Source organism: Paenibacillus sp. W4I10, assembly GCF_030816325.1.
GTDB classification, from domain to species: Bacteria; Bacillota; Bacilli; order Paenibacillales; family Paenibacillaceae; genus Paenibacillus; species Paenibacillus amylolyticus_B.
In genome coordinates, this window is sequence record NZ_JAUSXX010000001.1 from 615265 (window position 1) to 640799 (window position 25535).

The 25535-nt window shown below is 45.2% G+C and carries 26 protein-coding genes; 24 read left to right on the forward strand and 2 right to left on the reverse strand.

Annotated features, from left to right (window positions below; translation table 11 throughout):
• Positions 1–124: 124 nt before the first annotated feature.
• From accB to QF049_RS02810, 18 genes are all read left to right on the forward strand, one after another.
• Positions 125–589 (forward strand): acetyl-CoA carboxylase biotin carboxyl carrier protein, encoded by a 465-nt coding sequence (accB, locus tag QF049_RS02725; protein ID WP_036614903.1) that lies wholly within the window; start codon positions 125–127, stop codon positions 587–589.
• A 55-nt stretch (positions 590–644) separates the two neighbouring features.
• A complete protein-coding gene (accC, locus tag QF049_RS02730; protein ID WP_091018133.1) occupies positions 645–1988 on the forward strand; it encodes an acetyl-CoA carboxylase biotin carboxylase subunit in 1344 nt (447 codons plus the stop codon).
• 218 nt (positions 1989–2206) lie between these two features.
• A complete protein-coding gene (locus tag QF049_RS02735; protein WP_017687593.1) occupies positions 2207–2617 on the forward strand; it encodes an Asp23/Gls24 family envelope stress response protein in 411 nt (136 codons plus the stop codon).
• 145 nt (positions 2618–2762) lie between these two features.
• Positions 2763–3302, forward strand: coding sequence for an alkaline shock response membrane anchor protein AmaP (gene amaP / locus QF049_RS02740; RefSeq protein WP_017687594.1), 540 nt, complete (start codon positions 2763–2765; stop codon positions 3300–3302).
• Positions 3303–3316: 14 nt separating this feature from the next.
• Positions 3317–3550, forward strand: a complete 234-nt coding sequence (locus QF049_RS02745; RefSeq protein WP_017687595.1) for a DUF2273 domain-containing protein — start codon at positions 3317–3319, stop codon at positions 3548–3550.
• Positions 3551–3772: 222 nt separating this feature from the next.
• Positions 3773–4225, forward strand: coding sequence for a transcription antitermination factor NusB (gene nusB / locus QF049_RS02750; RefSeq protein WP_017687596.1), 453 nt, complete (start codon positions 3773–3775; stop codon positions 4223–4225).
• A gap of 117 nt (positions 4226–4342) precedes the next feature.
• Positions 4343–5200, forward strand: coding sequence for a bifunctional methylenetetrahydrofolate dehydrogenase/methenyltetrahydrofolate cyclohydrolase FolD (gene folD / locus QF049_RS02755; protein ID WP_017687597.1), 858 nt, complete (start codon positions 4343–4345; stop codon positions 5198–5200).
• A gap of 10 nt (positions 5201–5210) precedes the next feature.
• Positions 5211–6575 carry an exodeoxyribonuclease VII large subunit gene (xseA, locus tag QF049_RS02760; protein ID WP_150364559.1) on the forward strand — a complete coding sequence of 455 codons (1365 nt, stop codon included), beginning with the start codon at positions 5211–5213 and terminating at the stop codon, positions 6573–6575.
• On the forward strand, positions 6565–6822 hold the full coding sequence (gene xseB / locus QF049_RS02765; protein WP_017687599.1) for an exodeoxyribonuclease VII small subunit: 258 nt from the start codon (positions 6565–6567) through the stop codon (positions 6820–6822). The genes xseA and xseB overlap by 11 nt, the downstream gene beginning before the upstream one ends.
• A complete protein-coding gene (locus tag QF049_RS02770; RefSeq protein ID WP_373428196.1) occupies positions 6815–7720 on the forward strand; it encodes a polyprenyl synthetase family protein in 906 nt (301 codons plus the stop codon). Before xseB ends, QF049_RS02770 begins: the two co-directional genes overlap by 8 nt.
• Before the next feature lie 283 nt (positions 7721–8003).
• The gene (dxs, locus tag QF049_RS02775; RefSeq protein ID WP_036614362.1) at positions 8004–9911 is read left to right on the forward strand and encodes a 1-deoxy-D-xylulose-5-phosphate synthase; all 1908 of its coding nucleotides are present in this window, start codon (positions 8004–8006) and stop codon (positions 9909–9911) included.
• Between the two features lie 22 nt (positions 9912–9933).
• Positions 9934–10779 carry a TlyA family RNA methyltransferase gene (locus QF049_RS02780; protein ID WP_307410507.1) on the forward strand — a complete coding sequence of 282 codons (846 nt, stop codon included), beginning with the start codon at positions 9934–9936 and terminating at the stop codon, positions 10777–10779.
• 84 nt (positions 10780–10863) lie between these two features.
• The gene (locus QF049_RS02785) at positions 10864–11349 is read left to right on the forward strand and encodes a hypothetical protein (RefSeq protein WP_307534663.1); all 486 of its coding nucleotides are present in this window, start codon (positions 10864–10866) and stop codon (positions 11347–11349) included.
• 84 nt (positions 11350–11433) lie between these two features.
• Positions 11434–11883 (forward strand): transcriptional regulator AhrC/ArgR, encoded by a 450-nt coding sequence (gene ahrC, locus QF049_RS02790; protein ID WP_145322615.1) that lies wholly within the window; start codon positions 11434–11436, stop codon positions 11881–11883.
• A gap of 54 nt (positions 11884–11937) precedes the next feature.
• The gene (gene recN / locus QF049_RS02795; protein WP_124116166.1) at positions 11938–13656 is read left to right on the forward strand and encodes a DNA repair protein RecN; all 1719 of its coding nucleotides are present in this window, start codon (positions 11938–11940) and stop codon (positions 13654–13656) included.
• Between the two features lie 120 nt (positions 13657–13776).
• Positions 13777–15105 carry a SpoIVB peptidase gene (gene spoIVB / locus QF049_RS02800; protein ID WP_076215808.1) on the forward strand — a complete coding sequence of 443 codons (1329 nt, stop codon included), beginning with the start codon at positions 13777–13779 and terminating at the stop codon, positions 15103–15105.
• A gap of 195 nt (positions 15106–15300) precedes the next feature.
• Positions 15301–16107, forward strand: coding sequence for a sporulation transcription factor Spo0A (gene spo0A / locus QF049_RS02805; protein WP_091018123.1), 807 nt, complete (start codon positions 15301–15303; stop codon positions 16105–16107).
• A 348-nt stretch (positions 16108–16455) separates the two neighbouring features.
• Positions 16456–17412 (forward strand): GGDEF domain-containing protein, encoded by a 957-nt coding sequence (locus QF049_RS02810; RefSeq protein WP_307534667.1) that lies wholly within the window; start codon positions 16456–16458, stop codon positions 17410–17412.
• 170 nt (positions 17413–17582) lie between these two features.
• Here QF049_RS02810 and QF049_RS02815 read toward each other — a convergent pair whose 3' ends face one another.
• Positions 17583–18395, reverse strand: a complete 813-nt coding sequence (locus tag QF049_RS02815; protein WP_307534669.1) for a FlxA-like family protein — start codon at positions 18393–18395, stop codon at positions 17583–17585.
• A gap of 205 nt (positions 18396–18600) precedes the next feature.
• Here QF049_RS02815 and QF049_RS02820 point away from each other — a divergent pair, with 205 nt between their 5' ends.
• From QF049_RS02820 to QF049_RS02840, 5 genes are all read left to right on the forward strand, one after another.
• On the forward strand, positions 18601–18888 hold the full coding sequence (locus QF049_RS02820) for a TroA family protein (protein WP_307534671.1): 288 nt from the start codon (positions 18601–18603) through the stop codon (positions 18886–18888).
• Between the two features lie 306 nt (positions 18889–19194).
• Positions 19195–21168: an AraC family transcriptional regulator gene (locus QF049_RS02825; RefSeq protein WP_307534673.1), complete on the forward strand. Its 1974-nt coding sequence runs from the start codon at positions 19195–19197 to the stop codon at positions 21166–21168.
• A 159-nt stretch (positions 21169–21327) separates the two neighbouring features.
• Entirely contained in the window at positions 21328–22365 is a 1038-nt protein-coding gene (locus QF049_RS02830) for an NAD(P)/FAD-dependent oxidoreductase (protein ID WP_017687612.1), read from the forward strand.
• Positions 22366–22759: 394 nt separating this feature from the next.
• Positions 22760–23410 carry a hypothetical protein gene (locus QF049_RS02835; RefSeq protein ID WP_307410539.1) on the forward strand — a complete coding sequence of 217 codons (651 nt, stop codon included), beginning with the start codon at positions 22760–22762 and terminating at the stop codon, positions 23408–23410.
• 534 nt (positions 23411–23944) lie between these two features.
• Positions 23945–24421 carry a hypothetical protein gene (locus QF049_RS02840; protein ID WP_017687614.1) on the forward strand — a complete coding sequence of 159 codons (477 nt, stop codon included), beginning with the start codon at positions 23945–23947 and terminating at the stop codon, positions 24419–24421.
• A gap of 117 nt (positions 24422–24538) precedes the next feature.
• Here QF049_RS02840 and QF049_RS02845 read toward each other — a convergent pair whose 3' ends face one another.
• Positions 24539–25138 (reverse strand): thymidine kinase, encoded by a 600-nt coding sequence (locus QF049_RS02845; RefSeq protein WP_062835251.1) that lies wholly within the window; start codon positions 25136–25138, stop codon positions 24539–24541.
• A gap of 176 nt (positions 25139–25314) precedes the next feature.
• Between QF049_RS02845 and QF049_RS02850 the strand changes: the two genes are divergently transcribed.
• The gene (locus QF049_RS02850) at positions 25315–25527 is read left to right on the forward strand and encodes a hypothetical protein (RefSeq protein WP_133385409.1); all 213 of its coding nucleotides are present in this window, start codon (positions 25315–25317) and stop codon (positions 25525–25527) included.
• Positions 25528–25535: the final 8 nt, after the last annotated feature.

Sequence of the window (25535 nt, forward strand, 5' to 3'; positions counted from 1 at the left end):
TGCAGTCCCGGGAGCTGGTTGTACTCTCGGGCTCTTTCCATTTTTAATGATTATGATATAATACATAAAGCCATATGACCGTCCTAGTGAGACTGGCATGATGCCGAAGGAGTGAATAATGGAAATGTTTAAATTGAGTGAAATCAAAGAACTGATTAAACTGGTAGATGAAAGTTCCGTTCAAGAGTTGGAAATTGAAAATGAAGGATCACGGTTATCGATCCGCAAACCGGGCAAAACGGAGTATGTTCAAGCAGCTGCTGTGCAACCGCAAATGATTGCTGCTCCGCAAGTACAGCCGGCCGCAGTGGTAAGTGAAGCTGCTCCGCAGGTCGATACTACAAGTCATTTACATAAAATTGTATCTCCGATGGTAGGTACTTTTTACAGAGCTTCCTCGCCGGAAGCGGGTCCTTTTGTGAGCGCTGGTGATAAAGTTGTTGAGAAAACAACAGTATGTATCATCGAAGCTATGAAGCTGATGAACGAGCTTGATGCGGACATCAAGGGAGAAATCGTTGAAGTGCTGGTTGAGAACGGACAGCTGGTCGAGTATGGGCAGCCCCTTTTCCTGGTGAAACCGGAATAACCGTTATAGCTGGTTAACAGCTAACCGCATGAGCTTCGAAGGAGGACAAAACGAAATGAAATTTCAAAAAATACTGATTGCGAACCGTGGAGAGATTGCGGTACGTATTATTCGTGCCTGCCGTGAAATCGGCATCTCAACGGTAGCTGTCTATTCGGAAGCGGACAAGGATTCTCTACATGTTCGTCTTGCAGATGAGGCTTATTGTATCGGACCGACACTGTCTAAGGACAGTTACCTCAACTTCACAAACCTGATGAGTGTAGCCACACTGACGGAATGTGATGCAATCCACCCTGGATATGGTTTTTTGGCGGAGAATGCTGACTTTGCAGAAATCTGTGGTTCTTGCAACATTACATTCATCGGGCCTTCACCCGAAGCCATTACCAAAATGGGAGACAAGGCTGTTGCCAAACAAACGATGAAAGATGCAGGAGTACCTGTTATTCCTGGATCAGACGGCCTTGTTGAAAATATGGATGAAGCCATCATGATTGCTAGAGATATCGGATATCCTATCATTATCAAAGCTACTGCTGGTGGCGGAGGTAAGGGAATTCGTATTGCCGAAGATGAAGAAACGCTGATTAAGCAGATTACCGCTGCTCAGCAGGAAGCACAAAAGGCATTTGGCAATGCAGGTGTATATCTGGAGAAATTCCTGACAGGTATGAAACACGTGGAAATTCAGATCATTGCTGATAAACACGGAAATGCAGCACATTTGGGAGAGCGTGATTGCTCGGTTCAGCGTCGTCGCCAGAAATTGGTAGAGGAAGCTCCGTGTCCGATCCTCTCCGAAGACGTGCGTACACTGATGGGGGAAGCTGCGGTACGGGCTGCCCTTGCTGTGGATTACTCGGGAGCAGGTACATTGGAGTTCCTGCTCAGCCCGAATGGCGAGTTCTATTTCATGGAGATGAATACGCGTATTCAGGTAGAGCACCCGGTAACTGAGATGGTTACTGGCGTGGATCTGATCCGTGAGATGATCTCGGTAGCGGAAGGCAACCCACTTTCATTCCGTCAGGAAGACGTGGTTATCAATGGCTGGTCCATTGAATGTCGTATCAATGCAGAAGATCCGGACCGTAACTTTATGCCATCACCAGGCAAAATCGGATTCTACCTTGCACCGGGAGGACCTGGCGTTCGTGTAGATAGTGCTGCTTATCCGGGTTATACCATTTCTCCTTTCTATGACTCCATGATCGCAAAATTGATTGTGTGGGGAGCGAATCGTGAAGAGGCGATTGCCAAGATGAAGCGTGCGCTTGGGGAATTTGCAATTGAAGGCATATCTACAACTATTCCTTTCCATCAGAAATTGCTGGAGCACCCAACGTTCATTCGTGGTGACTTTGATATCAAATTTCTTGAAGAAAACGAGATTTAAAAGGTATATTGGGCTTGTTTGTCATAATGTAGCCCAAATGATATAGTATGTAATAATAAGAGCGCATGTCTCCTGCAAAGGATAAGCCCGCATCTCGCGGATGTTTGCAGGAGTTCCGGTAAAGCCGGACCGGAAGGGTTCTGAAGGTTGATTAACCTGAGTCCAGCGCCCTGACGGATGGCCGCAAACTTATCTCGCGAAAGGTGTGTTGAACAGTTATGAGTACACTACCGACTGAATTTGAACGAACGGATATCGGTGAAATCCAGATCGCACCTGAAGTTATTGAAGTGATTGCTGGATTGGCAACCCTTGAAGTGAAAGGTGTTGCAGGCATGAGTGGCGGATTCGCTGGCGGATTTGCTGAATTGCTTGGTCGCAAAAACCTTTCCAAAGGCGTTAAAGTTGAAGTGGGCCAACGTGAAGCTGCAGTTGATGTTTCCGTAATTATCGAGTACGGATACCGTCTGCCACAGGTGGCTACGGAGATTCAACAGAACGTGAAACGTTCCATCGAGAACATGACAGGCTTGAATGTGAATGAAGTGAATGTGCACATTCATGACGTTCAGTTCAAGAGCACCGAGAAAGTGGAAGAGATCGACCTGAACAGTCAGCGCGTAAAATAAAAGAAGACAGATTCCCCCGGCATCATCTGCCGGGGGTTATCCCGTCTTGGACAGGTCTTCATTATAGCGAAAGCTGGATGAGGATCTGATTTTTGCTATTGAACAGGTTAAGTAATGTTAGTGAGCAAGGGAGGCTGTGCAGTTCGTGGCTAAAATACTGGATCGGCTTCTGTTGTTTATATACAGCATAAGCGTTGGAGCAATATCGGCAGCCGTCATTCTTCTGATTAGCGGTGTGCTGCCTTACGAATTGAATTACCAGCAGGAACAAAACGTTATTGTTGCGTCGGTTATAGCAGCAGCGATTTTGTTTATCCTGAGTTTGCGATTTTTCTACATCTCGGTTCGGCGTGAGCGTGCATCGTTGCCGTCTGTAGATCAACGTACTGAGTTTGGTGATGTACAGATTTCGATGGAGACGATTGAGAATCTCTGTTTGAAGGCAACTTCCCGTTTCCGGGGAGTACGTGATGTCAAGGCACGCATACGTGTGGTTGAGTCAGGACTGGAGATTATGATCCGTGCAGTAGTGGATGGTGAGACACCTATTCCTGCGCTGACTTCTGATCTGCAAAAGGCGATTCATGATCATGTACAAGAGATTACGGGCATCCCGGTTTCTTTTGTCACGGTGTATATCGCTAATGTGACCCAGTCGCCTAACTACAAGAGTCGAGTGGAATGAGGTGAGTTTCACTGATGCTGTGGAAAGAGATTTGGGATAGTCACAGAGGCCGAATTACCGGAATTATCGGCGGCATCTTTTTTGGATTTCTTTATGTATGGATCGGTTTTTGGGATATGTTGTTCTTTGCACTCTTGGTGTTCATTGGTTATACGTTAGGCAGACGAAGCGATTCGAAGCTGGGTTCGTCCATTCCCTGGAGGGAGTGGGGACAATGGCTGGGCGATCGCTGGCGTCCGTTTAAGTGACCTACCTGAACCCTGCAATATGTTTCTTCCGAAAATAGAGCTGTAGTTTAGGTTGCCCGTTTTTTGGAGGAAACGTATTGCAGGTTTTTTTGTGAAAAGGGATAACAATAACAATACCGTGTAAGCCATCGATCTAACCGATACAGGATTTGATGAGATGGATGCATGGATTATAAAATAAGCATGATGACGCTCCAGACGGAGCGCTGCAGGAGGCAGGACATGAAAAGACGTTTGGCAAGGGAAATTGCAGTACAAAGTCTGTATCAGATGGAAATGAATGAGGTGGGTGCAGCAGAAGCTGTAAACATGTTGATCAATGAAGCTGCTGAAGATAATGAAACCGAAGTAGTTATCCGCGATGCAGATGTAATGCGTACTTATGTTACTGAGATTGTACAAGGAGCCTGGAACAATAAGGAAGCCATTGACGGGCTGCTCGTGGATTATTTGAAAGGTTGGCAGATTAGCCGTCTGTCACGTGTAGATCGCCAGATTCTACGACTGTCTACGTATGAAATGGTGTTCCGTGATGATATTCCGGCAAAAGTATCTGTCAATGAAGCAATCGAACTTTCCAAATATTTTGGTACAGAAGAATCCGGTAAGTTCGTCAATGGCGTACTTGGACGCATGATTCAGGAAGTTGACGCCATTAAAGCAAAATTATCTTAAGTTATGATTAACTATAGTGCGTGTTCAAAAGGACCGGTTTTCAGTATCCTTCGTAATCAAAAGCGGTTTTTTTGAACAACCTCTAAATTTATATTCACATAAGGGAGAGAGAGTACAATGACAGCATCTATTATTAACGGTAAAGAAGTATCCCAAGAGATCCGCGCAAGCATGACAACAGAAGTAAAACAGCTTAGCGAACAGGGGGTAGTACCTGGTCTGGCTGTTGTGCTCGTCGGGGAAGATCCGGCATCCCAAGTATATGTGCGTAATAAAGAAAAAGCATGTCACGACCTCGGTTTCTACTCCGAAGTGCATCGCTTGGATGCAGATACGTCCCAAGAAGATCTGCTTGCGCTGGTGGACAAGCTGAACAATCAACAATCCATTAACGGAATTTTGGTGCAACTCCCACTACCGAAGCATATCGAAGAGAAAGCGGTCATTGATGCAATTGCCGTGGATAAAGACGTAGACGGATTCCATCCAGTCAATGTTGGTAATCTTGTTATTGGAGACGATAGTCTGCTTCCATGTACTCCAGCGGGTGTAATTGAACTGATCAAGCGTACTGGATTGGAAATGTCAGGTAAACATGCGGTAGTCATCGGAAGAAGCAATATTGTCGGCAAACCGGTATCGCTGTTGCTGCAACGCGAGAATGCAACGGTAACCATGTGTCATTCCCGTACCGCCAACATGAAAGAAATTACACGCCAGGCGGACATTCTAGTTGTAGCCATCGGTCGTGCCAATTTTGTGGATGCTGATTTTGTGAAACCGGGTGCAGTTGTTATTGATGTCGGCATGAACCGTTTGGAGAATGGCAAACTGGCAGGAGACGTTGATTTCGAGAGCGTGAAAGAAGTTTCTGGTCCAATTACACCCGTTCCTGGTGGTGTTGGTCCGATGACAATCACAATGCTGATGCAAAATACATTGATCGCTGCCAAGCGCGCTCACGGATTGGCCTAGGGTTTTGTCTGTGGCAGATCAAAAGATCTACTCCATCAAAGACCTGAACCGATATATTCGAATGAAACTGGAATCGGATCAGGTCCTGTCGGACGTTTGGCTACGCGGGGAGATTTCGAACTTCACACATCACTCCAGCGGCCATATGTATTTTACATTGAAGGACAAGGACAGCCGGATTAAGTCGATTATGTTTGCGTCCCATAACCAGCGATTACCCTTTGTACCGAAGGAGGGTGCAAGGGTTATTGCTCGTGGTAATGTCTCGGTGTATGAACGGGATGGGCAGTATCAATTCTACGCTACCCATATGCAGCCGGACGGGATTGGAAGTCTGTATCTGGCTTACGAACAGCTGAAGAAAAAGCTTGAGGATGAAGGGTTATTTTCACCTTCGCGAAAAAGACAGATTCCTCGTTATCCCCAGACCATCGGGGTTGTAACTTCACCGACGGGAGCGGCAGTGCGGGATATCATGATCACACTCCAGCGCAGGTACCCTTCTGCCAAGGTTGTTTTGTATCCTGTTCTGGTTCAAGGCAAGGGTGCAGCACCTTCCATCGTCAAAGCGATTGGCAACCTGAACCGGATGGGAGAAGCCGATGTACTTATCGTTGGACGTGGAGGCGGTTCACTGGAGGAATTGTGGGCGTTCAATGAGGAGATTGTGGCAAGAGCAATAGTCGCTTCGGATATTCCTGTCATTTCTGCGGTTGGGCACGAAACGGACTTCACTATTGCTGATTTTGCAGCCGATTTGCGTGCGGCTACACCTACAGCAGCTGCGGAATTAGCTGTACCTAATCGAGCTGAGTTGCTTGATCAGATCGGACAACGTCAGCGCCAGTTACAGCATAGCTTGCGTCAGCGTGCTGTACATAATCGCGAACGGCTCGCAAGATTACAGCGCTCGCCAGTGCTGGTTCATCCAAGACGTACCTTGATGCAGCATACGGAACGACTGGATATGATGCACCAACGGCTTTTGAGAACAGTGGATACACGTATGAAATGGACAGGAGAGAAGCAGGAGCGTCTGCGAGCAGCACTGCAACGATTCAATCCTCGTGAGCAGGTCAATGCAGCACGCCGTGAGAATGCGGCAGCACGCAGACAACTGGAACTTGCGATCAGGTCTATAACCAGATCGAAGCAGCAACAGTGGAAATCATCTGTGCGGCATCTGGATGCGCTTAGCCCGCTTAAAGTCATGTCACGGGGATACAGCCTTGTCTATGATGAGCAAGAACAGCGATTGATTAAGTCAACGAAGGATGTACAGCCTGGAGATTCAATTAAGATTAAATTAACAGACGGACAGCTGGACTGTCAGGTTTGGGGAATGAAGGAGGACGACAATACCCATGGCGAATGAACCGGAATTGAATTTTGAAGAGGCAATGGCGGCATTGGAAGACATCGTAGGTCAGCTGGAACATGGTGATGTTCCGTTGGAACAGGCCATCGATCTGTTTCAACGCGGGATGAAGCTTTCGCAACTTTGCGGTTTGAAGCTGGAACAAGTGGAACGTAAGATCGAGATGATCGTAGAAGAAGATGGAGAGCTTCGCAAGAAGCCTTTCGGAACTGCTGACGATGAGAGCGGTGAAGTCCATGAGTAATCGTCCTTCGTTTCAAGCATATCTCGAAGAGGTCACAGCTGAGGTGACAGAAGCGTTGAAACACACGCTTCCCGATCACTGGGATGTACCCCAATCGCTGACGGATGCGATGCAGTACTCACTCATGGCCGGAGGCAAACGCCTTCGTCCTCTTCTGGTCGTTGCTGCGGCGGAAGCCTTCGGTGCACAGCGTACAGCTGCAATGCCGGTAGCCTGCGCCGTGGAGATGGTTCATACCTATTCACTGATCCACGACGACCTGCCTGCTATGGATAATGATGATTACCGCAGGGGAAAATTAACGAATCATAAGGTATATGGTGAGGCAACAGCCATATTGGCGGGCGATGCGTTGCTAACTCATGCTTTTTATAGCATTGTTCAAGCGGGTCGTCGCAGCGGTGTGACGGCAGATGCATTGCTGTCCATCGTAGAGGACATGTCCGAACTTGCTGGAGCAAGAGGCATGGTCGGCGGCCAAGTTGCGGATATGGAAGGCGAGCAAGGATTGACTGATCTTGCACAGCTTCAATATATTCATTTGCACAAAACGGGTGACCTGATTGTTTTCTCCCTCATTGCTGGAGCACGAATCGGTGGAGCAACGGAAGGACAATTGGAAGCGTTGCGTGTGTTTGGCCGTGATCTGGGGCTGGCGTTCCAGATTCAGGATGATATTCTCGACCTGACGGGTGACGAGCAGAAGATGGGCAAGAAAACACAGAGCGATGTGAATCAGCAGAAGGTAACATATCCTTATTTTATTGGCATGGAGGCTTCTGTAGCTGAGGTGAAATCCCTTACCCAATCTGCGAAAGACGCACTCGAAAGAGCTGAGTTACCTGATGCATCCAGATTGCTGGAAATTGCAGATTACCTGATGCGTCGAGACCATTAGATTCTGATAAAACGTGCTGTTTCAAAATCTGTATAACCGTGTAATGAATGTAATGTCCTTTTTCCGAGTAGATGGAAAAAGTGTGTCCCGAGTGGATGCGGGAATACATATGGAGAAGAATTCTAAATAACTTGCTGGCGGAAATGCTCGTTATCGGGAGTATAGTGCAGTAAATTATGATTCTTGTTCTTTTATGTTATAATGATTTAATGTCATTTGATTCATTATGTATATATCAATTTACAACAATAACTAAACAATCTAGGAAAGCGGGGAGATTCTCGTGCTGCTTCCACAAATTAAACAACCCAGTGATCTAAAGTCGATGTCTCAGGATGATCTTGCCCTTTTATCGGCAGAGATCCGGCAGTTTCTGATTGAGAAACTGTCTGTTACAGGTGGGCATCTCGCACCCAACTTAGGCGTGGTTGAGCTCACGGTAGCCCTGCATTACTGCTATAACAGTCCAGCAGACAAAATGATTTTTGATGTAGGGCATCAGGCTTATGTGCATAAAGTCCTGACAGGGCGTATGGATCGCTTTGATACATTGCGTCAACATAATGGCCTGTGCGGGTTTGTCAAACGCAACGAAAGCGAACATGATGTATGGGAAGCTGGACACAGCAGTACTTCATTGTCCGCTGCGATGGGGATGGCCCTTGCACGTGATCTGAAGGGTGAGGACAATCAAGTCATCGCGATGATTGGTGATGGAGCGCTTACAGGCGGTATGGCTTTTGAGGCCCTCAATCATATCGGTCATGAGCAGAGAAAACTGATGGTTATTCTGAATGATAATGAAATGTCCATTGCTCCAAATGTTGGAGCCATGCATAAATATTTGAGCAAGATTCGTTCGGATCGTCATTATCTGAAAGCGAAAGATGATGTCGAGGGGATGCTCAAAAAAATCCCAGCTATTGGGGATCGTTTGGCCAAATCGGCAAGCTGGATCAAAGATAGTGTCAAATATATGATGGTACCAGGTGTTCTTTTCGAAGAACTGGGCTTCACGTATTTGGGTCCGATTGATGGGCACGATATTCCCAAATTGATTGAAACCTTCAAACAGGCAGATAACGTTGATGGTCCTGTGCTCGTTCACGTGCTCACTACCAAAGGCAAAGGTTATCAGCCAGCAGAAGCCGATTCGCACAAGTGGCACGGGATTTCTCCGTACAAAATTGAATCCGGTCAAGTGCTGAAAGCTGTGGGAAAACCGATGTACACGGAAGTGTTCGGTCAAACGTTAATTGATCTTGCGAAGCAGGATAAGCGGGTCGTAGCTGTAACGCCAGCAATGCCTACAGGCTCAGGTCTCATTCCTTTTAGTAAGGAATTTCCTGACCGCATGATTGACGTAGGGATCGCAGAACAGCATGCGGCAACCATGTGTGCTGCACTGGCTATGGAAGGCTTGAAGCCGGTCTTTGCCGTGTATTCTACGTTTATGCAACGTGCATATGATCAGATCGTACATGATATTTGCCGACATAACGCGAACGTGATGTTTGCTATTGACCGTGCCGGGTTTGTTGGTCCGGATGGGGAAACACATCAAGGGGTGTATGATGTGGCATTTATGCGCCATATTCCAAATATCGTTCTGATGATGCCAAAAGACGAAAATGAATTGCGCCACATGATGAAAACGGCGCTTGATTATAATGAAGGTCCAATTGCTTACCGTTATCCACGAAACAATGTGGTCGGTGTACCTCTGGATGATGTACTTGTTCCGATTCCGATCGGATCATGGGAGCAACTGCGTCCATCCGAAGGATATGCTGTCATCGCTTCAGGATCGATGGTGCAGCTTGCAGAAGAAGCAGCAGAGATGGTAAAACGGGAAGGGATTACAGCAGGCGTAATCAACGCTCGTTTCTTGAAACCTCTTGACGAGCAAATGTTACGTGATTTAGCTGTTCGAGGCACCAAATTGATTGTACTTGAAGAAACATCCCAAGCAGGCAGCATGGGTAGTGCAGTGCTGGAGTTTTATGCAGAACAGGGACTGCATGATGTTCATGTACAATTGATGGGGATTCCGGATCGCTTCATCGAGCATGGCAGTATTAAGGAACAACGTGAGGAAGTGGGTCTTACCGTTGAGAATGTATGTGCTGAACTGCGCAAGATGGCTGTTCAATCATCTTACGGCATACCGAAAACACGTTTTCCTTCGTAAATTTACATGATAGGAGACAGACATGTCACTCCCGAAAGAACGAATTGATGTTCTGCTGGTTGAGCAGGGCTATTATGAAAGTCGTGAGAAGGCAAAAGCTGCAATCATGGCTGGACTGGTATATGCCAATAATGAGCCAATCGAAAAGGCGGGCATGAAAATTCCAAGGGAAGCCGAGCTGAAAGTTAAAGGCTCGGTACATCCCTACGTCGGCAGAGGCGGATTGAAGCTCGAAAAAGCGATCCGTCATTTCGGCCTTGATATGAATGGACTTGTCATGCTCGACATTGGTTCATCGACCGGTGGATTTACGGATTGTGCACTTCAGCATGGCGCGTCTCACGTCTACGCTATTGATGTGGGGTATAATCAGCTCGACTGGTCTTTGCGTAATGATGAGCGGGTTACTGTTATGGAACGAACTAATTTCCGCTATGTGACACCTGAAGATCTGGCGGGACCCGTGCCGAACTTTGCGAGCATTGATGTGTCGTTCATTTCACTGCGAATCATATTGCCGCCACTTCTGGCTCTTTTGAAACAACCTGCAGACATCGTTGCATTGATTAAACCTCAATTCGAGGCAGGGCGTGAAAAAGTAGGCAAGTCCGGGGTGGTACGTGATACGAAGGTACACAAGGATGTATTGCAGACGATGCTTCATTTTGCCAGTCAACTTGGTTTACATCTGCAGAGTTTAACTTTTTCACCGATAACCGGTGGAGAAGGTAATATAGAATTTCTCGCACATTGGCGTCTGGAAGCACCAGAGGCAACACAACCAGAGATTGATCCAGCTTCACTTGATGCACTTGCGGAGCAAGTTGCAAAGGAAGCAGCTCATACATTTACGGGAAACTCATCATAAGATGGGTTTCTTTTCGCTGGAAAGGTGATTGACGTAAAGGGAAATCATTACTGAACCTCGAATATGTCTTCGAGGTGAGCAATAATGAATGGTCAATATGACACAATCGTTATAGGTGTACTTGCTGTCTGTTTGATCTTGTGGCTGTTCTTTGGCTTGCGTAATTGGGTGAACCGACCGATGCCGGTAAGCTTGTCTGGAATGCAACTGAACGTGAACATTCAGGATTCCCCGGCCTTGGATTTACTTGAAGCACAGGGTTACGAAGTCATCGGTGGCAAAATGAAAATCCCTCTGGCATTTGAGGCCAATGAATCCGTGTATTACAGCAGATTATTCATTGATTATGTTGCAGAACGTGAGGATCTCAGATACCTGGTGAAAACGTCTCGTCGCAGACAACCACTTGAAATGACTGGCCCTGCGCTAAGGGATCGCTTCCTCAATTATCTTTTGTTATATCCTGGCTGTGAAGGCTTGCTGTATGTTGACGTGGAGGATTCCGATATTAAGTTAATCAGGCTCATGGACTATCAGGAAGATGTGTATGATGGAGATGATCTGGACTAATATAAAAGAATGAACATTGCAGGGCAAAGTCTGCGGCGAATTACAAACGCTGCTTTATTGCAATACATTTAACTGGAGGCATGTATGAAAGGACAAAGGCACATCAAGATTCGTGAAATCATTAGTCAAAATGAAATTGAGACCCAGGATGATCTGGTTGAAGCACTACGCAAATCAGGTTTTCAGGTGACTCAGGCGACGGTATCCCGGGATATCAAGGAACTTCTGTTAATCAAGATTCCGATGGATGACGGAAGATACAAATACTCTTTGCCAACAGATCAACGATATAATCCGATTCAAAAGTTGAAGCGTGCACTCGTTGACAACTTCTTGCACATTGATCACACAAACAATCTGGTTGTGATGAAATGTTTGCCAGGAACAGCCAACTCGATTGCAGCTTTGCTTGATAATATTGAGTGGAATGAAGTCATGGGGACGATCTGTGGAGATGATACCATTCTGATTATCTGCCGGACTGAAGGTAACAGCGTGACCGTTATTGAACGCATCATGGGTTACATTTCCTAATCAATGGTTCAAAAACATAATTTCTGAGTTAGTCATCCGGAGGTGTTTTTGCAGATGTTAGTTACGTTATCGATTCGTAATCTGGCTGTGGTGGAAGAAGTGGACGTTGTATTCCATCCGGGATTCCATGTACTTTCAGGGGAAACGGGTGCAGGTAAGTCGATTATTATAGATGCACTTGGCTTAATTGCCGGTGGACGAAGTTCAGCTGATCTGATCCGGTACGGATGTGAGAAGGCAGAGATGGAAGCCTTGTTCGAGATGGAGCAGAGTCATCCGGTATGGCAGACATTAGAGAAGTTGGGTATCCATTGTGAGCCTGAAGAGCATCTGGTCATTCGACGTGAACTGAACACACAGGGGAAAAGTACGTCCCGCATTAATGGGCAATTGGTCAATCTGACCATGCTGCGGGAAGTAGGCGAGAAGCTGATCAATATTCATGGACAACATGAACATCAGAGTTTGCTGCGTGCAGAGAGCCATCTGGGGCTTCTCGATACTTATGGCTCGGAAGTCATCGGACCTGTCAAAGCGAAGTATCAAGAGCGTTACAGCAAGTTTATCACGGCGGAAAAGGAACTGCGTGCGCTTCAGGAGTCCAGTCAGCGGGCATATCAACTCTTGGACATGTATCGGTTTCAGCTTGAGGAGATCGCAGCAGCAAGCCTTACACGAGGTGAGGATGAATTACTCGGGGAAGAACGGGTCAAACTATCCCATAGTGAGAAAATGATGGACAGTGTTGCTGGTGCATATGATCTGCTCAGTGGTCAACGCGGACTTGAAGCTGTGAGCATTGCTCTTTCAAGAATTGAAGACATTTCTGGATATGATAGCAAAGGACTGCAACCAATCGTAGAACAGCTGCAATCCGCATTTTATCAATTGGAAGATGCAACATTTCAGTTAAGGGATTACCGGGAGAAGATTGAATTTAATCCGGCAAGGCTGGAAGAAGTGGAGCAAAGGCTGAATCTGATTTCTGGCCTCAGACGGAAATACGGGGACAGTGTTGAACTTATTCTGAGTTATTATGATCAGATTAGCCATGAAACCGACCAATTGGAGAACAAGGACGAACGGCTGGAGAAATTGCGAGCTGAACGTGACAAAATGCTTAACCTTGTGATGGAGTCTGCTGAAGAACTCAGCAAGGTTCGCAAACAATGCGCCGAGGAACTTGCTGCACAGGTGGAAAGCGAACTCAAGGATCTGCAAATGGAGCGGACTACGCTGCGTGTTCAGATTACTCCTTTCGAAGATCCGAAGGGCATTGAATGGAATGGACGCCGTATTCGTCTGAATCGTCAGGGTGCGGACAATGCGGAATTCCTGATTTCGCCGAACCCGGGCGAGCCATTACGTCCACTTGGCAAGATTGCTTCAGGTGGCGAGTTGTCGAGAATGATGCTGGCGATGAAGAGTATCTTTGCACGACATGACCGGATACCTGTGTTGATTTTTGATGAAGTTGATACCGGAGTTAGCGGTAGAGCAGCTCAATCCATTGCGGAAAAACTGTTCCGCTTGTCTTCGACTTGTCAGGTTTTCTCAATAACTCACTTACCACAAGTGGCTTGTATGGCAGATCATCAGTATCTCATTGAGAAACATGTCTACGATGGACGGACGATGACGCAGGTGGAATCGCTGTCAGACGAAGGCAGAGTGAAGGAACTGGCACGTATGCTGGGCGGCGTGGAAATTACAGAAAAAACGCTGCATCACGCACAGGAAATGCTGAATTTGGCGGAAGCCAAAAAAGGGTGAAACGGACGGCTGGCGTAATGATTGACAGTAATAAAAGCCTGGGGGCGAGGTTATCTTATAGGTACGCAATTGGCGACCACCTTTCGTCAAGCGAAAGAAGCAAAGGGAGTGTGACAGCCATTGAATTCCCCCCTCAGGAAGAAATTGCTAGGTCTTTTATTTGCCTTCTTTCTTTGTGTGATTAGCCAGGCCATTCAGCCTGTGCAAAGTTATGCTTCACTGCCGGATGAATTGCAAGTGTTTGCTGGCAGGCAAGCGGATGTCCGGCTCGCTGTACCTGCTGCTTCAAGCGCCGTTGTAGATCGTCCAGATATCGTTGGTTTGGATGATCAGGCAGCGATGCATGTTACCAGGCAACAACCTTTGCATCTTCACCCTCAACAAACGGGACATGCCAAATTAACGTTGAAGTTGTGGGGTAAAATTCCGGTCAAAACAGTCCATGTGAATGTGATACCGGATTTGCGTGTTGTACCCGGGGGTCAAACGATTGGCGTCAAAGTTAAATCGGCAGGCATTCTGGTTGTAGGTCATCATCTGGTCCACTCTGGGCAGGATGAGCGTGTATCGCCAGGAGAAACGGCAGGCATTAAGCTCGGAGATCTGATTACGCATATGGATGGTAAACGTCTTGATGGCGTGGCAGGTGTCTCTGAAGCCGTTGAACTTGCAGGTAAAAGTAAAAAAGGTATTGATGTTGTGTTGAAACGTGGTAAGGAAACGGTGAAGACACGATTAACTCCGGCGTATGACTCCGAGGATCAAGCGTGGAGGCTTGGATTGTACATTCGTGATTCTGCAGCCGGTGTTGGCACACTTACCTTCTATGCTCCAGATCAGGGCGTATACGGCGCACTGGGCCATGTCATTACAGATATGAACACACAAACATCTATTGTTGTGGGTAGTGGTCAGATTGTTCAGTCCAATGTGACGTCCATTTCTAAAAGTGAGACCGGTGATCCGGGTGAAAAACGTGCTCATTTCCTCAAGGAAAGCAAGATTTTGGGCAATATTGAACGTAATACGGCTTTTGGCATCTTTGGTAAAATGTCCGGAAATCCTGAGCACAGTCTGTATTCGAAAGGTATTCCCGTCGCTTTTTCTCATGAAGTCAAAGAAGGACCGGCCGAAATACTTACCGTGGTTGACGGTCAACAAGTTGAACGCTTCTCGATTGACATTGTTCATGTGGCAGATCAAACCGAGCCAGCAACAAAAGGTCTAGTACTTCGAATCACGGACCCGAAACTGCTGGATAAGACCGGAGGTATCGTTCAAGGCATGAGTGGCAGCCCCATTGTACAGAATGGTAAGTTGATCGGTGCAGTTACTCATGTATTCGTGAATGATCCGAAATCGGGTTACGGTTGCTTCATTGAATGGATGTTACAAGATGCTGGCGTTATGATGAAAAAGGAAAACGATAAAAACCTCAAGGCTGGTTAAACAGCCCTGAGGTTCTTTTTTGTCGAAAGCAAACATAATATATCGGATAATGAAATAAATTATTTATTATATAGGATCAAGAAAAAAAAATAAAGAAAAATAATTTTCGACAGGAGGAATTTAACTTGCTGTGTCGAAAATTTAACCTGTAAGGAAATGTACGAAACGATGTTTAATTTAAAGGAGGATACCGTTTTGCAAAAAATTGAGGTATTGCTGGCCGATGATAATCGTGAATTTACGAATTTGCTTGCCGAATATATATCTGAGCAGGAAGATATGGAAGTTACCGGTATTGCATACAATGGAGAAGAAGTACTGCAATTGCTGGAGCAAACTCGGGATGTGCCGGATGTATTGATTCTGGATATTATCATGCCTCATCTGGACGGTCTGGGTGTGCTTGAGCGCTTGCGCAACCTGAACCTGTCTCCACAGCCTAAAGTCATTATGCTTACGGCATTCGGACAAGAGAATATCACACAGCGTGCCGTGCAACTCGGAGCTTCTTATTATATTCTCAAGCCGTTTGACATGGAAGTGCTTGCGAATCGTGTGCGTCAACTGGTTGGAACACAGACCGCGATGTCTACAAGCAACGGATCATCCATGTTCATGAAATCCAATGTTGTGCCAATGGGCAAACACAAAAATCTGGATGCAAGCATTACGTCCATCATACATGAAATCGGCGTTCCTGCGCATATTAAAGGATATCAGTATTTGCGCGAAGCCATTACGATGGTGTATAACAATATCGAAATTTTGGGAGCCATCACCAAAACACTGTATCCAGCGATTGCCGAAAAATTCAAAACCACGCCGTCCCGCGTCGAACGTGCCATCCGTCATGCCATTGAAGTGGCATGGACTCGAGGTAACATCGACAGCATCAGCCACTTGTTTGGTTACACGATCAATATCAGCAAGTCGAAGCCAACAAATAGCGAGTTCATCGCGATGGTCGCTGACAAGCTGAGAATTGAACATAAGGTAAGCTGAAGGATAAGGAGTAGTGATCGAGTAAGGAAATTTTGAATTCAGATTAGATTCTGGCCAAATGAATTTTGGCGGCCAATATCAGAATTCGTTCATTTCATGCAGATAAACTTCTGTAATATATGCCAACGAATACCGTCATTTATTGGATTTAAGATATCCAGTAAATGACGGTATTTTTGCATAAACGAAATAACACAGAACATGGGGATAAAAATTTTATTTCATAAACTTTTACCCTCAGTTAACGCTTTTTCAAGTAGAAAGTGGTACGATGTGACCATTGACAAAGACCTACATATATATTTAAAAAGTTCGGATTAGATGCTACGAACAGAGGTGTAGAATAGTATGTTTACGCAAATAGGCGAGATTGCTGAACCAATTCCTGTAGTACATTCTGATACAAAATGTGATATCGTCTATCATCTTTTCAAGTCCAAACCTAGTCTGGAAGGTATAGCTGTTATGGGGGAGAGGTGTGTGTCATTAATGATGCGGGCCCGATTCTTTCAGCAGATTGGCACCCAGTATGGCTATAATCTGTACATGGGACGTCCTGTAGAACTGGTGATGAACACGCAGGCACTGGTCGTGGATTATTCGGAACAGATTACAGATGTCAGTGTTCTAGCCATGGACCGAGATGAAGGGGAAATATATGACCTTGTGTTGGTCACGTCAGGAGAACGTTTCTTTGGCGCTGTGAGTATTCGGCGTTTGCTACTCGCTGTTGCTGACGTACGGGCTGAAATGGCGATTTTTATGAACCCGCTGACGGGTCTTCCAGGTAATCATATTATAGATGAAAGGCTGTCTCAGGCTCTTCAGATGGACCATTTTAGCGTACTGTACGTTGATCTCGATCAATTCAAAACCTTCAATGATAGCTACGGCTTCAAAATGGGGGATCAGCTTATTCAGGCGACAGCTAACTTGCTTCGCAAGCTATTTGTTCCCCCTGAAGCTTTTCTTGGACATATCGGTGGTGATGATTTTATTACGATCCTGAATCACCATGATTACAAATATATTAGTGAGGAAGTCATCTCAGGTTTTGAGGAAATGAAAAGGACATTTTACAACGAACATGATTGGCATCATCAATATGTTCTGGGGGAAGGACGTTCCGGGCTAAATCGGCCCATCCCTCTCGTGTCGGTATCCATCGCCGTTGTAACCAACAGTAAGCGAAAATATGAAAACATAGATCAGATTATTGATGAGGCTACACGGATCAAAAAAGGTTGTAAAGCGATTGTCGGTAGTGTCATCTGTGCAAATGATTCCGCCATTACTCCGTGCTAGAAAGTAGCTATAACTACTAACGTTAAAGATACAAGAAAAACCGCTACTTATCAGGACTTAGTCACCTGTAATAGCGGTTTTTCTATCAATGGATGCGAGTCGAGTGTTTTCTTGCGAAAACACTTCAACCTCATTATGTATACATATGGGTATGTTTGAGCAAAGGGTACTCAGATTCGAATATCGACGGATGGATATGAAGCAGCAGGAGATGTAGAAGCCGTAGTTTGCGGGCCTTTTCCGGATTCCTGATCTGTGGTTCCGCCATCTGATGGGTGCTCCTTACTTCCCGTTTTCTTTCCTTCATTTACTTCCTGATTATCTTCTCCAGATGTTGCAGAGATAGGAGTTTGTGCCGATTCTTTAGGCGCGGATTGATGGATCACTTCCACCAGTTCCCCCATCTTCTGATTAACCTTGTTTAACTGGGAGTTGATGTCCTGGACGGTCTCACGCTTTGCCTGAAAGACGGTGCGTTCTGAATTTTCCAACATCATTGATTTGCCGAGATCGAGATCATTTGTAGGAGGATTAATCTCCAGAACAAGTCGGTCGAAGCGGGTTTCTCCTTCGGTGGTCTGAATGGAGCCCTGCATGCGATCACGTAAACCGACCAGCTTACCCAATTGATCATAAGTCTGACTATGCTTGATCAGGTGATCGAGTGAAGGGGCTTGTGTCTCGTCGGTTGGTTTGGGTTGTTGGTGTTGAGTCTTTTCGGGCTGTCTTAATTTGTTCTTTTCTTGCAATTCTTCAGCTTTAATTTGGGCAATCTGGCTGTCGATCTGTGATATGGAGCTTGTTAAGGATTTAATTCGCTGAGCTTTGGTTTTGGTATCCAACTCGTCATTAGTTTTTACACCTTGCATTTCTTCATTGAGCCGGATCTTCTGCTGCATGAGTCCCTGAATTTCTTTATCCCGACTGGAGACTTGATTCCCGGGAGTGAAACTGCTTTTGGTTGCAGATGAGATTGAATTCATATCCTCTGTTCTCCTTCTACTCTTTATCATGGTTCTATTTACATATATCGGATGTTAAGAGAAGGATTTGAATAGCTCTTTTTTCGTCTGAATGGATTCATTTACATCGGTTGTATTGCGTGCTTCATCATAATAAATGATAATGGTTATCAATAAGTGAGTAGAGTACAGACACAATTTATGAAGACGGAGATGGGTTAGTAAAATGTGGAATGATTATTATATCGCCGAGGTGTCGGTCATGCAGTTCTATGATAAAGCACCGTTGGTCCTTGGTGATAATTTTGGTCGGGGAGGTCAGGCAGTCTACAGCGCGCTTGGTTTGAATCCTCCTGCAGATAAAAAAGAGATCTTAATGAAGGATCAACTGGTTGAAGTTTCATCGGAAGCGAATCCTGAGTTTGCCGGAGACTACATTATTCTAACAGTAGATAATCTGACCCTGGAAGAAGTTGAAATCCAAACCGGTCTGGAGTTCACTGGATGCGGTTAAAAATGATCGTGTGTTTATCTGGAGCCCGGATCGTTCATGGTACTTTGACCCGATTGTAACATTGGATCAAACAGAGGAATTGGCTGCGTGGTTTACGAAGATCTCTGAACCAAATTAAGTCTAACAAGTGATGGATGAGATGAAAACCAATTCCACTCTAAATTACAGTTGATAATGAAAATTATTATCATTTATAATAAAGGTACATTAGTAAACCTCTGCTACATATATGTTATCGGATGTATGGCAGAATGATGACCTTGTAAGGCCTTTGTTCCGGGTGAGGCTGGGATTGGAGAGTATGTGATGCAATTAGACGAACAGATGAAATGCTGGAATCATGCCGCTGTTAAGGTTCTGGATATACGACGAATCGTTATGGAGGCAGGGGCACAACTGAGTTCCTACACACTTCCGGCAAATGCTTTTATATATACGATTCGAGGCTCGGCTGACCTCCAAATGGATGGTAGAGCTTACAATGCAGAGCGATTTTACATGCTTCATGGGGCCAAAGGATCTTCACTGGATATCCAAACCAACGAAGATTTTGAATATATTCTGCTCTATTACAGAGCATTCCTTGCCTTTCCTAGTTTTCGCAAAAAGTGGTTATTGGCACAGCCAGAGGTTGCACCGTTCTCTTTGCAATATGGATTTACGCCAAGTAGTCCGCTGGGGTTGTTACGTTACCTTGATGAGCTTGAGGGTGCATGGATTCAATCTGGCAGTCTGGATCTGCTTCATACAAAAAGTTTATTTTACCAATTCATTCATGAAATGATGGTTCAGTTGGCAGAGCAGGAGATTAAAACAGAGCTTGCTGACCCGGTGAAACAAACACTTCGTTATATACAGAACCATTATAGGGAACAGGTGACGCTTGATTTCCTGGCTGAACAGTTCAACTACAGCTCCCGACATTTATCTATGCAATTCAAACGACAAACGGGTTACAGTCCCATTGATTATTTAATTCAGACCCGAATCGCCAAGGCTCGGAATCTGCTTGTACGATCTGATGCAACGCTGAGTGAAATTGCAGCAGAAGTGGGTTATTCGGATGTATATTATTTTAGTCGTATCTTCAAAAAACATGTGGGGATCTCTCCGATTCAGTATCAACGAAAGATAAGAGAAGAAGCGAGAACAGAGGATCGTCCATTGGTAATCTCTGAATCGTCCATTGGCCGAAGATGGAAGTCGGGATATATTGATTATGAGAATCATTATCAATATATAGACGGAGGGTCTACACCAATGAAAAGAAGAAAAACAAGTTCCAGTATGATTATGGTTGCATTATTGAGCATAACGATGCTCCTCGCAGCCTGCTCTTCAGGTACAGCAACAACACCAACAGCTGGCGAAGGAACGGGTGCCAGTTCCAATAACAGCAGTACGGCAGTATCATCAGATACAGGAAGCCAGACGAACAAAGACAATGAAACACGTACGGTCTCAACGGTTAAGGGTGACGTAGTTGTTCCAGCGAATCCGAAACGGGTTGTTGTATTGTATCTCCAGGGGGATGTCGTCGCACTTGGAGTTAAGCCAATCGCTACCTCAGATGTATATGAAGGGGCTGCATACAAGAGTGAACTAGAGGGTGTAAACGCATTGGGTACCTGGTTTGAACCGAATCCTGAAGCTGTCATTGATCTTGATCCGGATCTGATCATTGTTCCTTCAGAAGAGACGTATACCTTATTAAAAGATATTGCACCTACGGTATATATTCCGTATGAGAAATTGACTACAGAAGAGAGACTTCATGATATAGCAAGTATCTTTGGCAAAGAACAGGAAGCCGAAACGTTAATCACCAATCTCAACAACAAAGTCGAAGAGAGTAAGAAAACTCTTGCAGATGCAGGCATTCTGGACAAAACAATCTCCATTGTGGAGGGTGGTTTGAAAGGTATGGTTATTGTAGAGAGCAAACAATTTGGCCGTGGATCTCAGGCGGTATATGAGTACTTGGGAATGAAAGCACCCGAAGTCGTGCAGAAAAAAATCGACGTGGTTTCGGACGCGGCAGGCTCCACGATCTCCATGGAAGTCCTTCCTGAATATATCGGAGACTATGTGTTTCGCTCTGTGTATGAAGGGGCAGATAACTTGACGGATAATCCAATATGGAGCAGTATCCCAGCGATCAAGGAAGGTCGTCTGATTGAGATTGATTTCGATTTCTTCTATTATTCGGATATCTATTCGATTAATAAACAACTTGATTTTGTCGTTGAAAAGCTGTTGGCGGCACCAAGAGCGCAATAGTAAAGAGCAGATGTGTTCGTGAAATTTTTGTACAAGAAATGTTTGTTTTTTAGCCATTGTATTTTGATAAGATTACCATTAGACTAGAATTTAAGTGATAATGAGAATCGATATCAAATACTCGATGTTCTGGATCGAATTAACGGAGGTATTTTTAATATGAATCAGCAGTTGGAACTTTATGATGTAACCATTATCGGCGGTGGCCCTGCGGGCATGTACTCTGCCTTTTATAGCGGCATGCGAGATATGAAGACCAAGTTGATTGAGGCACGTGACAGATTGGGAGGTCGCATGCTCTTTTATCCGGAGAAAATGATCTGGGATGTCGGGGGTGTGACGCCAATTCTGTGTGAAGATCTGATCAAACAATTGGAAGAACAGGCAAGAACTTTTGAGCCAACCCTCGTATTTGAACAACAGATCGAAGGATTCGAGCGTCAACCTGATGGCACGATTCTGTTAACTTCTGCAACAGGTGAGCAACACTGGACACGTACCGTCATTATGGCAATCGGATATGGTATATATAAAATGGCTAAGCTGGAGCTTGAAGGTGCAGACCGCTATGAGGTTAGCAATCTGCACTATACCGTGCAGGAACTAGAACCATTCCGTGGTAAACGCGTGCTGATCTCGGGTGGAGGCGACTCTGCTGTGGATTGGGCGAATGAACTGGAAGCCCTGGCAGAGCAAGTTACGGTTGTGCATCGTCGTGACCGCTTTGGCGGGTTGGAGCGTAATGTACTGCGTATGAGAGAATCCTCTGTTGATGTCCGTACACCATATGCGGTAGAGACCTTGCATAGTATGAGTGGTGATGTGATTGAACAGGTGACCATCTCACACGTGGACACAGGTGAAACTGAACTGCTTGAAGTCGATGCTGTCATTGTAAACCACGGCATGAAGAGTGACTTTGGTCCAATCCGGGATTGGGGACTTGATCTTGGCGAATGGCATGTCACTACAACGGAGAGATTGCAAACCAATATTCCTGGTGTTTTTGCCGCAGGTGACTTTGTAGATTATGGTAGCAAACTGTACCTGATTGCAGGTACTTTCACTGATGCAGCCCTAGCGGTAAACAGTGCGAAGCTTTACATGGACCCTGAAGCGGAAAAAGTGGCTTATGTTTCTTCCCATAACAGTCGCTTTAAGGAGAAAAATAAAGCCCTTGGTGTTGTAGAAGAATAAAGGTCTGCGATCGGTTATATTAAGATGACTTCGGGTTAATCCCGAAGTCATCTTTTTTGCATAAAATGGGTAATAAGAAGGCATAATGGCACAAGATAGAACACGCTTAGAATTGAACATGAACCACCAAATGTCTATAATAAGCCTGAGAAACTGTAGAATGACACTATATAAGTTGAAATAATCATTTAAACGATAACGGAGAGGACAGAAAAAATCTGAAAAAGCGAAGCGGTCGCCTTTATCACCGGATTTTCCCTTAAGAAAAAGGGAATCGAAAAAATCTGGGGATAACAGCGATTGGAAGATTGTTCTGTCATCGTAGTGTCAGTGTAAATAAACTTTAATTCAACTTATGTAGATACAATAACTAGATCAGAGTGGAGTGCAGCGTATGAAAAAGGGATCACAGCCACAACGAGGTTTCACCTTCATCCAGCGGTGGTTCAAACGATCTGATAAAAAAAAGATCAAATGGTCTGAAATGTATCTCGCACTGGCTGGCGCGCTTCATCGCTTGTTGGTTGAAGGGCGGCGTGAACGTTCAGCAGCCAAACGGCTGCATCAGGACTTGCCCATTAACGCGTTGGGCGAATTGAAGCTAGAGCCAGGGGATATTGTGTACACGCCAAGCTCGGAATCAACGTATTACGCCGGGCATATGGGCATTATTGGTCTCGACGGCAAGGTTTATCATGTGCACCCTTATGGGCCTGTATTTGCTGATTCATTAGAGTGGTATCTCACGCGGTTTTATGAAGGTGATCGCTTCATTGTATTTCGCTCCAGATTGAATGAGGCAGGCATGAAAGCAGCCGGGTGGGTACATGACCATTACAAGCAGGTAAAATTCTACCGTTTGCAGACCAATCTGCGCAGTATTGAGCGCAATTACTGTTCCAAGTTTATATATCAGGCCTATCAATTCACCTCGGGACTGGATCTGTGGAGCCGCAAATTTACCCGAATGAATCAGGGTTATATCTATCCATTTCGAATTGAGCGCTCTTCAGAGCTGGACGTTCTGGGAACTTTTTATAAATAAGGTTGGAACCGACTGAAATACTGTTCTTCCGAAAATAAGGAGAGCAGGTTCTGTCGGTTTTTTTTGTATGTGTAGAGATTAAAAACAGGAAAAACGCCCAAAACGTCGAATAGATTATGAGATAGGCACGCACAACTTGGAATCGTATACATAAAAAAAGGCGAAATGATTTTTAGCCCAGAGCACAAAAATGACTACGAAGTAGACGAACAAGAAAGAGTGAAGCGAGATGAAATGGCCGGGTTTCTTACAACGATTCCGACCGAACAAAAACGTGGTTAAGCTATCGGACTATATCCCAAAAAAGGAAAGGAGGCACTACTGTTCCATATGCAAGAAAAACGTTAAATCGGTCGTGCATTATGCGGCTCCACAGGGAAATGTTTCAGGTGTATGCAGTTCTTGTAAGTCTTTGGCGGATGAACGAGGAATGTTTCCCATTTAATAAGAAGAGATGCGCTCAGGAAATAACAATTCTTTGATTTATGCGCGTTTTTGTAGTACATTAGCAAATGTATTCGAAGGAGGATTCTAATGTACTCAGGTAGACAAGACGATACTTTATACATCATGACCTACACCTTAAACAGCGGTATCAAGGGTACGGTTCCACTGTCTAATAAGCAGATTATTGAGTGGCTGGATTGCTACAGAAATGAGAAGCGCTTCGTGACCGAAATTGGCAAGGAGTTTTTTGGATTGAATGCAGGATTGGTAGCAGACTTCAAGGTTCAAAATCATTTATCGGATTATCAGCAGACCATTATGCCTACACAGCAGCAGGATAACCTGGAACGCTTGTCCAGTGCTTATAAATCAACCGAGTTATTAATGAAGATTGATTGTAAATGTGGCACGGCTTATGTGACGGAATCCCCATACAAGCGCACAAAATGGTACTGTACAAAGTGTAAAGAGATTGTATTTTTGGATGCCAAAAAAGGAATGGTGGAAACGTCGCGTGGTGACGCTTACTACATGACCAACAAATATTTTGTTTCCCGGGACTAGCGGGAAGTGACTCTGGAAGCATCGCTGCGAAGCGGTGCTTTTTTGTGCGAATATTTACTCTATAACAAAAAAAGCCCCAAGGGGCCTTTTTGGAAGATATCTAAGATCTTTTAGAAATTATGATGAGCATTCAACTTTGTGAGGAGGAATGAAGCAGCAACGACAGCGTGGCTCGTAAGCTTCTGAATCGCCAATCATGACAACCGGACCCAAGGTAACAGGCTCCCCATTGACGATACGTTGCGTAAAGGCTGCATCCGGGCTGCCACATACCGCACAGAAAGCCGAGAGTTTCTCAATGTCATCTGCCATGGCAAGCAAACCACCGACATATCCGAATTCCTTACCACGGTAATCCATATTAAGTCCGTCCACAATGACATGTTTGCCACAATACGCTAACTCCGAGACAAGTTCCATAATGGCACTGCTGAAAAATTGTACTTCATCAAATGCAACAACATCAGCATCTATGGTTTGATTCAAGATCATTTCTACGGATTCCGGGGTTAATTGCCGGGGAATGGAATGGGCAGGGAGTCGATAACCAATTCGGCTTACGATCTCGTCTTGGGCAAACCGATCATCCTCGGCTGGTTTGTAGGCCACAACCTTTTTACGGCCAAATTGTATTAATTTCTGACAACGGCGAATGAGTTCACCGGATTTTTCACTGAACATGGGTCCAGTAATTACGGTAATACGTCCTGTTTGCACGATGCTGCTACTCCTCTCACATACGGGATTCAACAAAAAAAGCGACCTTTACAGAGTACCACAAAATCTTTGGAAAGAGCCAGAACTAATCTGCGCAGCTTTGTGTTACTATATGGATTGTTAAGGTATTGGTTACGGCAGCTAATTAACAGGAGTTGTGAAAAGAGGTGTTTAGTATGAGTGAAGCATTAACATCACTGCAAGCGCAATATGAAAGCCTGAAAGAACAGGGATCTCTAGATGAAGCGGCGCAGGCATTATTTGCAGAACTGTTCGCAGAAGCGGAGAGACTGCAGGCAAGTAACCTTACCTTGCGTAGAACGATCTTGAAGTCTTCTTCCAAAGAATCACGTATGTCTACCAAACTGCGGGATGCCTTATACGAATGACCCGGAGA

Excerpts from the sequence above, each read along its gene's own strand:
- QF049_RS02850 (WP_133385409.1), top strand. The coding sequence starts at position 25,315 with ATGAGTGAAGCATTAACATCACTGCAAGCGCAATATGAAAGCCTGAAA.
- accC (WP_091018133.1), top strand. The coding sequence starts at position 645 with ATGAAATTTCAAAAAATACTGATTGCGAACCGTGGAGAGATTGCGGTA.
- accB (WP_036614903.1), top strand. The coding sequence starts at position 125 with ATGTTTAAATTGAGTGAAATCAAAGAACTGATTAAACTGGTAGATGAA.
- QF049_RS02785 (WP_307534663.1), top strand. The coding sequence starts at position 10,864 with ATGAATGGTCAATATGACACAATCGTTATAGGTGTACTTGCTGTCTGT.
- QF049_RS02780 (WP_307410507.1), top strand. The coding sequence starts at position 9,934 with ATGTCACTCCCGAAAGAACGAATTGATGTTCTGCTGGTTGAGCAGGGC.
- QF049_RS02840 (WP_017687614.1), top strand. The coding sequence starts at position 23,945 with ATGTACTCAGGTAGACAAGACGATACTTTATACATCATGACCTACACC.
- xseB (WP_017687599.1), top strand. The coding sequence starts at position 6,565 with ATGGCGAATGAACCGGAATTGAATTTTGAAGAGGCAATGGCGGCATTG.
- QF049_RS02835 (WP_307410539.1), top strand. The coding sequence starts at position 22,760 with ATGAAAAAGGGATCACAGCCACAACGAGGTTTCACCTTCATCCAGCGG.
- recN (WP_124116166.1), top strand. The coding sequence starts at position 11,938 with ATGTTAGTTACGTTATCGATTCGTAATCTGGCTGTGGTGGAAGAAGTG.
- folD (WP_017687597.1), top strand. The coding sequence starts at position 4,343 with ATGACAGCATCTATTATTAACGGTAAAGAAGTATCCCAAGAGATCCGC.
- nusB (WP_017687596.1), top strand. The coding sequence starts at position 3,773 with ATGAAAAGACGTTTGGCAAGGGAAATTGCAGTACAAAGTCTGTATCAG.
- QF049_RS02820 (WP_307534671.1), top strand. The coding sequence starts at position 18,601 with ATGTGGAATGATTATTATATCGCCGAGGTGTCGGTCATGCAGTTCTAT.
- QF049_RS02770 (WP_373428196.1), top strand. The coding sequence starts at position 6,815 with ATGAGTAATCGTCCTTCGTTTCAAGCATATCTCGAAGAGGTCACAGCT.
- QF049_RS02815 (WP_307534669.1), bottom strand. The coding sequence starts at position 18,395 with ATGAATTCAATCTCATCTGCAACCAAAAGCAGTTTCACTCCCGGGAAT.
- QF049_RS02825 (WP_307534673.1), top strand. The coding sequence starts at position 19,195 with ATGCAATTAGACGAACAGATGAAATGCTGGAATCATGCCGCTGTTAAG.
- QF049_RS02810 (WP_307534667.1), top strand. The coding sequence starts at position 16,456 with ATGTTTACGCAAATAGGCGAGATTGCTGAACCAATTCCTGTAGTACAT.
- QF049_RS02830 (WP_017687612.1), top strand. The coding sequence starts at position 21,328 with ATGAATCAGCAGTTGGAACTTTATGATGTAACCATTATCGGCGGTGGC.
- QF049_RS02735 (WP_017687593.1), top strand. The coding sequence starts at position 2,207 with ATGAGTACACTACCGACTGAATTTGAACGAACGGATATCGGTGAAATC.
- QF049_RS02745 (WP_017687595.1), top strand. The coding sequence starts at position 3,317 with ATGCTGTGGAAAGAGATTTGGGATAGTCACAGAGGCCGAATTACCGGA.
- ahrC (WP_145322615.1), top strand. The coding sequence starts at position 11,434 with ATGAAAGGACAAAGGCACATCAAGATTCGTGAAATCATTAGTCAAAAT.